The organism is Mesorhizobium sp. P3_A9, from assembly GCF_056402975.1.
In genome coordinates this window covers 1-12,833 of record NZ_JBFUGJ010000167.1, presented here as the reverse complement: position 1 = coordinate 12,833, position 12,833 = coordinate 1, and the positions used below count along the sequence as shown (strand labels likewise).

At 64.3% G+C, this 12,833-nt stretch carries 13 protein-coding genes; 4 read left to right on the top strand and 9 right to left on the bottom strand.

Annotated elements, in window-relative coordinates:
- From AC1DX0_RS21155 to AC1DX0_RS21140, 4 genes are all read left to right on the top strand, one after another.
- Positions 1-993 (top strand): ABC transporter substrate-binding protein (locus AC1DX0_RS21155; RefSeq protein WP_477356723.1); only part of this gene is annotated, 993 nt, incomplete at its 5' end.
- A gap of 313 nt (positions 994-1,306) precedes the next feature.
- Entirely contained in the window at positions 1,307-2,077 is a 771-nt protein-coding gene (locus tag AC1DX0_RS21150) for an L-iditol 2-dehydrogenase (protein WP_477356722.1), read from the top strand.
- 39 nt (positions 2,078-2,116) lie between these two features.
- Positions 2,117-3,130, top strand: coding sequence for a zinc-dependent alcohol dehydrogenase family protein (locus AC1DX0_RS21145; protein ID WP_477356720.1), 1,014 nt, complete (start codon positions 2,117-2,119; stop codon positions 3,128-3,130).
- Positions 3,131-3,280: 150 nt separating this feature from the next.
- Positions 3,281-4,285 carry a LacI family DNA-binding transcriptional regulator gene (locus AC1DX0_RS21140; protein WP_477356725.1) on the top strand — a complete coding sequence of 335 codons (1,005 nt, stop codon included), beginning with the start codon at positions 3,281-3,283 and terminating at the stop codon, positions 4,283-4,285.
- 218 nt (positions 4,286-4,503) lie between these two features.
- Here AC1DX0_RS21140 and AC1DX0_RS21135 read toward each other — a convergent pair whose 3' ends face one another.
- The 9 genes from AC1DX0_RS21135 to AC1DX0_RS21095 all read right to left on the bottom strand — a co-directional run bounded on the left by AC1DX0_RS21135 (position 4,504) and on the right by AC1DX0_RS21095 (position 12,831).
- On the bottom strand, positions 4,504-5,052 hold the full coding sequence (locus tag AC1DX0_RS21135; protein ID WP_477222922.1) for a flavin reductase family protein: 549 nt from the start codon (positions 5,050-5,052) through the stop codon (positions 4,504-4,506).
- Positions 5,053-5,115: 63 nt separating this feature from the next.
- Entirely contained in the window at positions 5,116-6,336 is a 1,221-nt protein-coding gene (locus tag AC1DX0_RS21130) for an acyl-CoA dehydrogenase family protein (protein WP_477222923.1), read from the bottom strand.
- Between the two features lie 25 nt (positions 6,337-6,361).
- Positions 6,362-7,150, bottom strand: a complete 789-nt coding sequence (locus AC1DX0_RS21125; RefSeq protein WP_477222924.1) for an alpha/beta fold hydrolase — start codon at positions 7,148-7,150, stop codon at positions 6,362-6,364.
- A 12-nt stretch (positions 7,151-7,162) separates the two neighbouring features.
- Positions 7,163-8,179 carry a zinc-dependent alcohol dehydrogenase gene (locus AC1DX0_RS21120; RefSeq protein ID WP_477222925.1) on the bottom strand — a complete coding sequence of 339 codons (1,017 nt, stop codon included), beginning with the start codon at positions 8,177-8,179 and terminating at the stop codon, positions 7,163-7,165.
- Entirely contained in the window at positions 8,176-9,219 is a 1,044-nt protein-coding gene (locus AC1DX0_RS21115) for a branched-chain amino acid ABC transporter permease (RefSeq protein WP_477222926.1), read from the bottom strand. The genes AC1DX0_RS21120 and AC1DX0_RS21115 overlap by 4 nt, the downstream gene beginning before the upstream one ends.
- A complete protein-coding gene (locus tag AC1DX0_RS21110; RefSeq protein WP_477222927.1) occupies positions 9,216-10,079 on the bottom strand; it encodes a branched-chain amino acid ABC transporter permease in 864 nt (287 codons plus the stop codon). Before AC1DX0_RS21110 ends, AC1DX0_RS21115 begins: the two co-directional genes overlap by 4 nt.
- Complete coding sequence (locus AC1DX0_RS21105) at positions 10,066-10,794, bottom strand: ABC transporter ATP-binding protein (protein ID WP_477222928.1); 729 nt, start codon at positions 10,792-10,794, stop codon at positions 10,066-10,068. The genes AC1DX0_RS21110 and AC1DX0_RS21105 overlap by 14 nt, the downstream gene beginning before the upstream one ends.
- Positions 10,791-11,519 carry an ABC transporter ATP-binding protein gene (locus AC1DX0_RS21100; RefSeq protein ID WP_477222929.1) on the bottom strand — a complete coding sequence of 243 codons (729 nt, stop codon included), beginning with the start codon at positions 11,517-11,519 and terminating at the stop codon, positions 10,791-10,793. Before AC1DX0_RS21100 ends, AC1DX0_RS21105 begins: the two co-directional genes overlap by 4 nt.
- A gap of 22 nt (positions 11,520-11,541) precedes the next feature.
- A complete protein-coding gene (locus AC1DX0_RS21095) occupies positions 11,542-12,831 on the bottom strand; it encodes an ABC transporter substrate-binding protein (protein WP_477356718.1) in 1,290 nt (429 codons plus the stop codon).
- Positions 12,832-12,833: the final 2 nt, after the last annotated feature.

The following is a 12,833-nucleotide window of genomic DNA, read 5'->3' as shown; positions in this document are numbered from 1 at the left end:
GATTATGACTATGACGACCTGATCGCGCCGGTGCGCAGCGGCCTGACGGTCGACGGCAAGCTCTATGCCGTGCCCTTCTACGCCGAAAGCTCGTTCACACTCTACCGCAAGGATCTGTTCGACGCCGCCGGCCTGAAGATGCCGGAGCAGCCGACCTATGACCAGATCACGGAATTCGCCGACAAGCTCACCGACAAGTCGAAGGAGCAATACGGCCTGTGCCTGCGCGGCAAGCCGGGCTGGGGCGAGAACATGGCCTTCGTCGGCACGCTGGTGAACACGTTCGGCGGCCGCTGGTTCGACATGGACTGGAAGCCGCAGCTCAATTCGGATGCGTGGAAGAAGGCGATCGGCTGGTATGTCGATACGATGAAGAAGGATGGACCTCCGGGAATAAGCTCCAACGGCTTCAACGAGAACCAGACCTTGTTCGCCTCCGGCCATTGCGCCATGTGGATCGACGCCACGTCCGCCGCGGGCCGCGTCTATGATCCCAAGCAAAGCAAGGTCGCCGACAAGGTCGGCTTCGCCAAGGCGCCGGTGGCGGTCACGCCGAACGGTTCGGCCTGGGGCTGGGCATGGAGCCTCGCCATCCCGACCTCGACCAAGAAGGCCGATGTGGCAAAATCCTTCGTCAAATGGGCGACCTCGAAAGCCTATGTCCAGCGCGTCGGCGAGACCGAAGGCTGGGTCGCGGCACCTCCGGGAACGCGCAAGTCGACCTATGCCAGCGCCGACTACCAGAAGGCGGCGCCCTTCGCCGCGACGGTGCTTGCAGCGATCGAATCCGCCGACCCGACCAAGCAGACCAAGGATCCGGTCCCCTATACCGGCATCCAATTCGTCGCCATCCCTGAATTCCAGGGCATCGGAACCGAGGTTGGTCAGGCGATCGCTGCCGCGGTGACCGGCCAGCAGTCGGTGGATGATGCGCTCAATGGCGCCCAGTCCTCCGTAGAGAAGACGATGACGGAAGCGGGCTACATCAAATAGCGGGCTCGAGCCACACAACCAGACCAGGGGGCGGAACGTGCGCCGCCTCCTGGCGATCCCGGCCTGTCATACCTCCCGTTGCAGCGGGCCGGGAGGATGCACGGATCCGCCGAGGCAACTCCAGGAAAGCTGCGGTGCGGTTTTCCCTCCGGAATTGCGTGAGCAATCGGCAGGTCCGTGCGTTCCTCGCAGCAATCTGGCGAAAAGCGTGTAACGGTTTTCCCACAGGAATTGCCTGAGAAGACGCCGCCACGCATCCGCCGGCAGGCGCCAAATATCGTTTTCGAACAGTCGGGAAAGGCTGGAACCGGATATGAAACTGAAGAGCAAGACGGCCTTGATCACCGGCGGCGCGCGCGGCATTGGCCTCGGCTTCGCGCAAGCTTTCGCGCGCGAAGGCGCCAGCGTGGTGATTGCCGATATCGATATCGACCGCGCGACGCGGGCGGCAGCGGCGATCGGCGCGGCGGCCAGCGCAGTCAAACTCGATGTCACCGACCTCGAGGCGATCGAGAGCGTCGCCGCCGAGGTCGATCGTGCATCCGGCGGCATCGATATCCTGGTCAACAACGCCGCCATTTTCGACATGGCACCGATCACCGASATMACYGAAGCSAGCTACGACAGGGTCTTCGACATCAATCTCAAGGGGCCGCTGTTCATGATGAAGGCGGTGGCCAATCTGATGATCAAGCGCGGCCGCGGCGGCAAGATCATCAACATGGCAAGCCAGGCCGGCCGCCGCGGCGAGGCGCTGGTGACGCTTTATTGCGCCTCCAAGGCAGCGATCATCTCGGCGACGCAGTCGGCCGCGCTGGCGCTGGTCAAGCATGGCATCAACGTCAACGCCATCGCGCCCGGCGTCGTCGACGGCGAACACTGGGAGGTCGTCGACGCCCACTTCGCCCGCTGGGAGGGCTTGAAGCCCGGCGAGAAGAAGGCCGCGGTGGCCAAGTCGGTGCCAATCGGCCGCTTCGCGAACCCCGAGGATATTGCCGGGCTTGCCGTGTTCCTTGCCTCGTCCGACAGCGACTACATCCTGGCGCAAACCTATAATGTCGATGGCGGCAACTGGATGGGCTGACGCACTGCAAACCAAGCTGCCGGGACAAGGGAGACTGCAATGAAGGCTATCCGATTTACCGCTGCGGGCGTCGCCGGCATGGCGGATCTGGAGCTGCCAAAGGTCAAGCCTGGACACGCTTTGGTGCGCGTCCGCGCCGCCGGCCTTTGCCATACCGACATCGAGGTGCTGCATGGCCGCTACGGCGAAGGTGCGTTTCCCCTGGTCCCCGGCCACGAATATGCTGGCACGGTCGAGGCGGTCGCCGACGATGTCACCACCGTCAAGCCGGGCGACAGGGTTGCCGTCGATCCCAACATACCGTGCGGCCACTGCGCCGCCTGCCGGAAGGGCCTGACCAATCTGTGCGCCAGCCTGAAGGCCTACGGCGTCACCGAAAATGGCGGCTTCGCGGAATTCAGCGTGGTTGCCGTCGACCATCTGCATGGGATCGGCGATCTCGCCTTCGATACGGCGGCCCTTGCCGAGCCGCTCGCCTGTGTCCTCAATGGTCTCAGTGCCGCAGGCGTCGAGGCCGGCAGGAGCATACCGGGCAATGCGCTGGTCTTCGGCGCCGGGCCGATCGGCCTGCTTCTGGCGCTGTCGCTCAAGGCCAAGGGCGTGGCAAGCGTGGCSGTCGCCGACATCAGCGARCMSCGSCTKGCCTTCGCMGARGCGCTCGGGCTGGARCCGCTGRTGTCCGGATCGCAGGCGCTGTCGRCRCGGGCGCGCGGCTTCGATTTCGTCGCCGACGCCACCGGYGTCGCCAAGGTGGTCGAAGGCATGATCGGCTTCACCGCCGATGGCGGCACGGCCCTGGTCTTCGGCGTCTGCGCGCCCGATGCCAGGATCTCGGTCGCCCCGTTCGAAATCTTCCGCCGGCAGATCAGGCTGGCGGGTTCGCATTCGTTGAACCGCAACATCCCGCAGGCGCTCGAGATCCTCAAACGCGACGACGGCACGATGGCGCGGCTTGTCAGCCATCAGTTGCCGCTGTCGCAATTGCTGCCGTTCTTTGCCAAGAGCAGCGGCGACCCAACGACGATGAAGGTGCAGTTTTCCGCGCAAGCGTAGACTCAGGGCTATGCGGCTTCCCCTTGCGGGCCGATCGTTTGCGCAGCCGGGAGAAAAACCCTCCGGCTTTGCGCAAATAGGTGACTCACGTAGAAGGTCGATACGGCGGGTTCAAACAGGGGGCCATGGATGGCGAAGACGATAAGAACGATGGAGGATTTTTCCGCCTTTGTCGGTCTGTCCCGCACGACGGTTTCCAAATATTTCAACGATCCCGGTTCGGTGAGGCAAAACACGCGCAGCGCGATCGAGGCCGCGCTGAAGAAGTCCGACTTCCGACCGAGCATGTTCGCCGTCAATCTCAATCGCCGCCGCAGCAACATACTGGGCGTCATCATCCCGAATTCGACGGATCCGTTCTACATGGCGCTGACGCGCCGCATCGAGACGATCGCCAATGAAGCCGGCTTCCTGGCGTTCGTGCTCTCCTCCGACGGGCGCCCCGAAATGGAAGACCAGGCGATCCAGACGTTCCGATCGATGAACATCGCCGGCGCCATCATCGCGCCGCTCGGCGTGCAGTCTCACCACAGGATCCTGGCCGAACTCGGRTCGAGCATCCCGCTGATCTATGTCGACTCGCCGCTTGACGAGACCTCSTCSTTCGTCGGCACCGACAACMGGCAGAGYTTYMGGCTSATCGTCGACTATCTCTGCMGRTCCGGCGAGCCSCCYTGYTAYTTCGCCATGCCGCTSGTCAACAACAACGCCTCGGCRCGSCAGGACGCCTATGTCGAGGCCATGCASCAGTTSAAGATGACGCCTGAAATCGTGCCCGTCGCCGACATCAGATCGTGGGATTTTGAAAAATTCGGCTTTGACGAAGCGCTTCGCATCCTGCAGGCGCAAGGTTTCCCGACGAAGACGGTGCTTTGCGCCAACGACCGTGTTGCCTTCGGCGTGATCGGCGCCGCGTTCCAGCTCGGCCTGAAGGTCGGCCATGGCGCGGATTGCGACCTGCGGGTTGCTGGACACGACGACCATCCATTGTCGCGCTATGCCTGCCCACCGATTACGACGGTCGCGCAGAACTACAACGAGATCGGCCGCCTGGCCATCGAGCTGCTGCTGTTGCGGCTGGATGAAAAGGCGGCGAAGCGCGAAAGCGGACGCATTCTGCTCAACGCCGAACTGATGCTGCGAAGCTCAGCCTGAATTTGCACAGGATGCGCATCTGGCGCCCGGTCCGCTGAAATCGACCGCATGGCGAGCGTCTTCAAGCATGGCTTCTCAACCTAAGCGTTTTTTCGAATGCTGCGGAACGCGATTCGCGTAGAGCAATTCCAGGAAAAGTGTGAGCGGTTTTCCGTCAAGAATTGCGTCAAAACAAAGAGTTAGAGCGGTTCACCGTTTCCATGAAACGGTGAAACGCTCTAGAGAAAACGTGACGACTCCAGAAGCTCGGCCACGCCGTCCAGTTCCTTGTGCAGGCGATGCCAGCGGCGGTCGAGATAGACAAGCGAATGCGCCTCCGGAGGGACCTCGTCCGGCTGGACCTCGCCGTCCAGAAGCTCGGCCGCGACCAGCGTCGCGCCCTCGATCGGCAGGATGCCGAGCCGGCGGGCGCGGAACCAGGTCGAAACGCCGGTATAGCGCGGTTCACCGGTGGGCAGGCGCGCCCAGGCGCCCCCTGGCGGGAAGCGGTCCGCGCCGCTCGACGCGCAGAGCTGCGCCAGGTCGATGTCAGTGAAGCGGAGCAGGTGGATCACCATGGTCTCGGCGCGCAGCATGGGCTCGGACGATGTCGATTTCATCGAAAGGGAGAAGGCGACGACCGGCGGCGCGGCGCTCACCGAGATCAGTGAGGACACGGTCATCGCCACCGGTCTGTCGCCTGGATCGGCCGTGATGACGGCAACACCGGCCGGATGGTGGCGAAAGGCTTCGCGAAAGGCGTTGGTCATCGGATGCGGCAAGCTCATCGACATATCTCTTCTGCAGCTTGAAAAAGGGGCCGGACGGCGTCCGCTGTCCGGCCCTTGCGACTATTTCTTCTCGATCAGGTCGTAGAACTGCCAGACGCGGTGGCTCCAGATGCCGCCGATGTCGCGGCCGGCCGAGGTGACGATCGACGGCGCGATCGTAAAGTGGTTGGCGGCCACCATCATGTCGCGGAAGGTGCGCTGGATCACACCGGCGCGYAGCGAGGCGCCGCCGCCAGCCCGGTAGGCGAAGTTGCAGATATCGACGCCCGCCTCATGAATCTCGGACTTGGCCAGATGGACAAGGCTGATCTGCCGCGTCGATACGCTGTTGCCGGCCTCGACCGTCGCCTCGACGTCGCGCCAGACTTCGAAGACAAAGGCGCGTGCCGCGCGATAGCGGGCCTCTGCACGGCCGTAGTCATGCCAGAATTTCTCGCTCTCGCCGATCAACCCGGCGCGGCCCGATTTCGTGCGGGCGAACTTGGCGATCTCGTCCAGCATCCGCCGCCCGGCGCCGAGCGCCCAGCCGGTATGGCCGATGGCGGCGAGGCCCACGACACCGAGACTGAAGAACTCCTTCTGGCGCAGCGGCGGCGCGGTCAAGATCGGGAAGACGAGATCATCGGCAATGAAGACGTCCTCGGCCGCGTAGTCGATGCTGCCGGTGCCACAAAGACCCAGCACGTCCCAATTGCCGAGTTGCTTGTGCTCGGAGATCGGTGCATGGGCGCACATGACGATCACGTTGCCGTTCTCGTCCTTGGCGGGCTTGCCGGTGCCATCATCGACGAAGGCGGCACTGTGGCTGTAGGTGGCGTGGCTGAAACCGCTGCCATAGCTCCACTTGCCGTTCAGCCTGTAGCCGCCGTCGACCTTCTTCAGCATGCCGAGCGGTGCGCCCTGCCCCGAGAACCGGTTGTCGGTGCCCGGCGCGAAAAGCCGCGCGACCGCGCTGTCCGGCAGGAAGGCCGCCGACATCGCACCGATGCAGCAATGTACCATGGAAACCCAGCCGGCCGCTCCAGAATGCCAGGTGATCGCCTCGATTAGTTCGAGGCCCTGGGTGGGGCGCAGTTGCGCGCCGCCAAGGCTCTCGGCGGCGAAGATATGCGACATCCGCAGCGGCTTCAGCGCTGCGAACGTGGCCGAAGTCAGTTCACCGCTCTCTTCGTCGGCGGCGGCATTGGCTTCCAGGATCGGCCCGATCTCCGCGATCTGCTTCAAGAGATCGCGATGGTCGGCGGTCGTCCCCCACGAGCCGTGCTTGATGGGTTTGTTCATGATCTTCCTCCTCTTTGAAATCGGTTCAGCCGGCGAGGAAATCGCCGATCTTGGCCAAGGTTTCGGGTTTTTCCTGCATGACGAAGTGGCCGGCGTCCTCGACCAGGATCAGCCGCGCGTCGGGCAGTGCCTCGGTCCATAGCGGCGCCTGGCTGGCGGGCAGCAGGCGGTCCTTGGTGCCCCAGACGACCAGTGTCGGATTGGCGATGCGCGCCATGAAGCGACGCAGATTTGGGTGGCCCATGCCGAAGGGGGCCAGCAGGCGGCCCAACGTCTCGCCTTCGCGGGCGCGATCGGCGCCAAAGGCTTCCGCAAAGGCCGGGTCCGACCCATCGGGGAAATAGCGCAGCGCCACCGGGACGTCATGCGCAAGGTAGGCCGGCAACTCTTGCGGCGCGACCGCGCCGAGATCGGTGGCCGGATGCGCGGGATCGTTGAGCCCCGCGGGGGCGACCAGCACCACCCTGTCGAAACGCTCGCGCGCCAGGCCGGCGAGCTCGGTCGCCATCCAGCCGCCCATGGAAAAGCCCATCAGATGAGGCTTCTCCGGCAGATCCAGAACATCGAGCAGGTTCAGATAGTGCAGAACCACGTCGGACATCGCAGCCACATGCGGTGCCGTGCCTGAAAAACCGAAGCCCGGATGGCTCGGGCAGAGCACACGGAAGCGGTCGGCGAGGCCTTCGGCAAAGCCGAAACCTTCAAGCGTCGAGGCGCCGTGCAGGAACAGCACCGGCTTGCCCTCACCGATGGCCTTCACCACCGTCTTGGTGCCACCGACATCGTGTTCGAGCGTTTCGAACTCAACGGCCATTTTCATTCCTCCTCAGACAAGGTCCGGCTGGATCAAGACTTTGCATTGCGTCGTACGGTGGCGAAGACTCTCGAAAACCTGCGGAAGCGGTGAGAGATCGATCCGATCGGTGATCAGCGCCTGGGGCGCGAAAGGTCCGCCGCGCAAGGCATCAAGCGCGACGTCGAATTCGTTGCGTTGATGGAAGAAGACCGAGAACAACAGGTTCACTTCCTTCATCAGCGCCATGAACGGGTCCCATTCGTCACCACCGATGCACAGGCCGACGCCAACCACCGTGCCCTGCAGGCGCACAGCATCAACCGCCGCGCCGATGAGGCCGCGTTTGCCGACGCATTCGAAGACGATATCGGGTGCTCCGCCGCAAAGATCGGCGAGGTTCTCGGCCAGCTTTTCGCCCGAAAGCGCGAAGCCTGTCGCGCCGAGAGCGAGCGCCCGTTCGCGCTGATGGGCGTGGATGTCGGCGACGACCACGCGCGACGCCCCCATCCGCCGAGCCCAGAAGGCAACGAGCAGGCCGATCGGTCCGGCACCCAGGATGGCAACCCGGTCTCCCGGCTTCATGCCCGAGCGGATGACGCAATGCAGCGCAACCGAAAGCGGCTCGGCCAACGCACCATCCTCGAGCGCCACGTCGTCGGGCAAGATATGGCACTGGCGCGCCGCGACGCTCACATATTGTGCATAGCCGCCGCCGATCAGCACGATTTCGGGACAGCGCCCCGGATCGCCTCGCCCGCAGGCCTCGCAGTGTCCACAGCCGCGCATCGGCACGACGGCCACGCGGTCGCCAATCCGCAGGCCGGTCACTTTCGATCCGATCGCGACGATGTCGCCCGCGAATTCGTGACCGAGCACAAAACCTGTCCCGATGCCGAAGGGCACCGGATCCTCGGTGATGTGCAGGTCGCTGCCGCAGATGCCGCAAGCGGCGACATGCAAGACGACCTCGTCTGGTGCCGGCGCCGGGTCTGGTACCGTTGCGATCCGCAAGGGGATGCCGACCCTATCGAAGATAGCTGCTTTCATGGAACTCTCCCTATCAGCGGGCTTGGATCGACGAGTTTGCGCCGGATCGGAAACCAGGGCGCATCCCATCGTTTCGAGATCAGGCCCCAGATGCCGGTGCGGGCGTAGAGCGCCACAAGCAGTGTCATCAGACCGAGGACGACGAAATAGCTTGCGCCGTATTCACCGAACCAGCGGTCCGCGATGAAGAAAATCAGGGATCCGATCAGAACGCCCTCGATGGAGCCGATCCCGCCGACCATGACGATGAAGATCGCCACGTTCGCCCACATCGGATCGAAGGCCGAACCCGGGGTGATGCGCAGCTGCGCCATGAAATAGATCGCGCCCGCAAGCCCGCAGCCGACCGCCGACGCGACGTAGATCAGGAAGCGCAGCTTCACGACATTCACACCCTGGCTGGCAGCCGCGACCGGATTGTCTCGCATGGCGATCAGCGCGAGACCGAAGCGCGAGCGAAGCAGCCAGTAGCTGCCACCTAGCGTGATCAGCAGCATCCCCGCGCAGAGCAGCGACATGGCGACATTCCGCTCGAAGGCCGAATAGTCCTTCATCACCCGCAACGACATGCCCGCGCCGGAATTGACCAGCGGCAGGTTCGAGGCGGTCAGCCGGAAAACCTCGGCCACCACCCATGTGCCGATCGAGAAATAGGGGCCATCCAGGCGATGAAGCAGCAGATAGATCGGCACGGCCAGCGCGGCAGGCACAAGCAGCGAAAGGAAGATCGCCACGAACGGATTGACGCCATAGGTCTGCGCCAGCACGAAAAGCGCATAGCCGGCCGCGCCCATGAAGGCGTGCTGGCCCACCGAGACGAGGCCGGCATAGCCGGCGAGCAGGTTCCACATCTGCGCGACGGCGATATAGCAGCACAGCACCAGAACCGACCGGATCGTGCCGGTCGAGGCCCACAACGGCATGGCAGCGACGCCGATCAGCGCCAGCACCGCCAGCGTCATCGCGATGCGACCCGACCGCGTCTGGCGCTGGACCATGACCTCGGGCACGTCAGTTGCGGCATAGAGGATTGCGCTCATGACAGTGCCTTTCCAAACAGACCCCGCGGACGCGTCGCCAACACGATCAGGAAGACGATATGTCCGGCGAGCACGCCGAAGCCCGGATCGATGCGGAAGCCGATGGCCTGCGAGATGCCGAGCACCATCGAGCCGGCGAAGGCGCCCCACACCGTACCCATGCCGCCGATGATCACCGCCTCGAAGGCGTAGATCAGCTGAGCGGGTCCATCGGCCGGCGCAACGGTCGACCGCAACGCCTGGAAGACGGCTGCAAAGCCGAGGATGCCGACCGCCGCCGCTGTCGCCATCGCATAGACGGCGCGGGGGTTGATGCCGGTCATCGCCGCCGCCTCGACATCGGCCGACGCCGCGCGGAGCGCCCGACCGAAGCGCGTGCGCTTCAGCATCAGGTCGAGGCCCCAGGTCAGACCCGTGGCGACCGCGAGCACGATCAGCGGCAGGAGGCCGACATAGATACCGCCGATCTCGATGGATTGGCTCTCGATCCCATGGCCAGGCAGTGACCGGCTGTTCGCGGACCATATCTGGAGCATCAGGTTCTGCAGCGCGATCGACAGTCCGAAGGTCGCGATCAGCGAAGGCAGCGGATCGCTGCCCACCACACGGTTCAGCACGGCCTTCTGCAGCACCCAGCCCATCAGCACCGCCAGCGGCACCAGCACGATCAGCACCGGCAGCGGTCCCAGGTCCCAGGCCGTGGCGATCGAGATGCCGATCAGCGACAGCAGGATCACCAGATCGCCATGGCTGATGTTGACGATCCGCATGACGCCGAACATCAGCGCCATGCCGAGTGCATACTGGGCATACATGCCGCCCAGCAGGACCCCCTGCACCAAGGCGTCAAACCACTCCATGGCCCGCTCCAAAATAGGCTTTGCCAATCTGCTCGCGCGTGATCTCGGCGGACCTGCCGGTCAGGGTCACGCGCCCCTCCAGCATGCAGTAGAGACGGTCCGAGGCGGACCGGGCGAGGCCCACATCCTGTTCGACCACGATCATCGCCGTGCCGGTGGCGCGGATTTCGGGCAAGGCGGCATAGATCTCGCGGATCACCTTGGGCGCGAGCCCGAGGCTGATCTCGTCGCAGAGCAGGACGCGCGGCTGGCAGAGCAGAGCGCGGCCGATTGCCACCATCTGCTGCTGCCCGCCCGAGAGGCTCTGCACCTGCGTGCGGGCCTTTTCCCTAAGGATCGGGAACAGCTGGTGCAGCCGCGCCAGTGTCCATCCACCCTTCGCGCCCATGCGCGCGGCCTGATCGATGGCGACGCGCAGATTGTCCTCGACCGACATGCCGGTGAAGAGGCGGCGACCCTCCGGCACGATGGCGACGCCCTTGCGCACCATGCGGTCGGTCGCGGTGCCGCCGACCGGCTCGCCGTGCAGCAGCACCATCTCTCGCGCGACCGGGAGCAGGCCCATGATCGAACGCAGGAGGGTGGATTTGCCTGCCCCATTGGCGCCAATCAGCGCCACGGCCTCGCCCTCATGCAGCTCGGTGTCGACGCCATAGAGCGCCTGGAAGTCACCATAGCGGGCGAGGAGCCCGTGGGTGGAAAGAACGGCCGTCATGCCTCGATCCCCATGTAGACGCGCTGGACCTCGGGCAGCGCAATCACCTCGGCGGGCACCCCTTCCGCGATCTTCTCGCCGAAGTTCAGCACCAACAGGCGGTCGGCCACCGCCAGCAGCGCGTGCAGCACATGCTCGATCCACACGATCGTGATGCCGCGGTCGCGGATGCGGCGCACCAGCGCCACCAATGCCTTCGATTCATCGTCGGTCAGCCCACCCGCAATCTCGTCCAGAAGCAGTAGCTTCGGATCCGAGGCCAGCGCGCGCGCCAGTTCCAGCCGTTTGCGGTCGAGCAGCGTCAGCGCGCCGGCTGAGACATTGGCCTTGTCGGAAAGTTCGCAATCGCGCAGGACCTGGGCGCAGAAGGCATAGCTCTTCTTCTCGGACCGGCCGCCGCCGAAAGCAGCGGCGACCAGCAGGTTCTCGAAGGTGGTCATGCCGGAATAGGGGCGCGGGATCTGATAGGTCCGCCCAATCCCCATCTGGCAGCGCCGGAAGGGCGGTTCGCCGCGAAGCGCCGTGTCGCCGAGTTGGATCTCACCACCCGACGCCTTCAAATCGCCGCTGATCATGTTGAACAGCGTCGTTTTTCCGGCGCCGTTCGGGCCGAGGATGCCCAGCACCTCACCCCGATGGACGTCGAAACTCACTTCATGCAGGACGCGGACGGCGCCGAAGGACTTCGACACGCCGCGCGCTTTCAGCAGGATCTCTCTATCCATAACTCCGCCGTCCCGGCTCATGTCACCAGGCGATCGGCTTGATCGCCTGTTGGGGCGCGAAGAGCTGATTGACCGTGTTGTCGACGATCTTCAGGTCATAGGGCCATTTCTCGCCCTTCACCCACTGGCCGCCGAAGATCGGCGTCTTGCAGATGTTCTTGTGGGGCGAGCCGTCGAACTTGATATGACCGACCAGCGTCTGCAGATCGGTGGCGACCAGAGCGTCACGGTTGGCCGTACGGTCGAGTGGATTGGAAGAGCGCTTCAGGATGTCCAGGGCGACCTCGAGCAGGGCATGCGAATAGCCGAGCGGCTGCGTCCACTGGCGCTTCGTATCGGCTTCCCATTGGCTGGCTATGTCGTTGCTGACCTGCCCGGTCAGCGACGACTTGAACGGGAAGGCCGGCGTCCACCAGACCTCCGAGGACATGCCGTTGCCGAGAGGCCCCATCGCCTCGACGCCGCCTGGAAACAGCAGCGCCGCCGCCACAGTGACCGCCTTCGGCTTGAAGCCCTGCTGGTTGCACTGGGTGACGAACGTCTTCAAATCATCCGGGTAGGTGATGCCGCCGATGATCTCGCAGCCCTGCTTCTTGAACTCGGATATCTGCGCTGAGAAATCATTGGTGCGCGGCTGGAAGTAGCCGGGTACGACGACCTCGTAGCCGGCCTTGCGGGTCGGCGCCGGCAGGCCGTATTCGTCGTTGCCCCAGGTCTCGCCGTCAATGTTCTGGGGAAACAGCATCCCGACCTTCTTGTTGGTCTCGAGATGGTTCCAGAGTCCGACGAAGGTGTTCAGCGCCTCGTCGAGGCCCCAGAAGAAATGATAGGTCCAGTCGAAAGTCTGCTTGCCGCCGCCGCGCGGCATGATCACCGCCTGCCAGGGGGCTCCGGAAGAGATGCAAGGTGTCTCATAGAGTTCGCACTGCTCGGCCGCGGGCAGGATCGTGTCCGTGGTCGACGCCGGAAGGAGCAGATGCACCTCGTCGTTCAGGATGAGGTTGCCGGCGATTTCCGACGCCTTGTTCGGATTGGACTGGCTGTCGCGGTCGAGAATCTCGATCTCGTAAGTATTGCCGTTGGCGCATTGCAGCTGGCCGCCGAGCAAGGCGCGGATCTTCTGCAAGGTGTAGCCGTCCGTTTCGCCGAAGAGGGCGAGCGGCCCGGTCGTCGGGCTGAGATAGCCGAGCTTGATCTTCCCGGCGGTCGCGGCGCGCACATAGGCCGGCATGGCGAGCGTGCTGGCGGCAATGCCGGCTCCAAGCCCCTTCAGCACGGTCCGGCGGCTGGGCTGCAAGCCCGATTTCACCAGTC

Coding starts and splice junctions, on each gene's coding strand:
- AC1DX0_RS21135 (WP_477222922.1), bottom strand. CDS start 5,052: ATGAGCTTGCCGCATCCGATGACCAACGCCTTTCGCGAAGCCTTTCGC.
- AC1DX0_RS21125 (WP_477222924.1), bottom strand. CDS start 7,150: ATGGCCGTTGAGTTCGAAACGCTCGAACACGATGTCGGTGGCACCAAG.
- AC1DX0_RS21120 (WP_477222925.1), bottom strand. CDS start 8,179: ATGAAAGCAGCTATCTTCGATAGGGTCGGCATCCCCTTGCGGATCGCA.
- AC1DX0_RS21115 (WP_477222926.1), bottom strand. CDS start 9,219: ATGAGCGCAATCCTCTATGCCGCAACTGACGTGCCCGAGGTCATGGTC.
- AC1DX0_RS21110 (WP_477222927.1), bottom strand. CDS start 10,079: ATGGAGTGGTTTGACGCCTTGGTGCAGGGGGTCCTGCTGGGCGGCATG.
- AC1DX0_RS21105 (WP_477222928.1), bottom strand. CDS start 10,794: ATGACGGCCGTTCTTTCCACCCACGGGCTCCTCGCCCGCTATGGTGAC.
- AC1DX0_RS21100 (WP_477222929.1), bottom strand. CDS start 11,519: ATGGATAGAGAGATCCTGCTGAAAGCGCGCGGCGTGTCGAAGTCCTTC.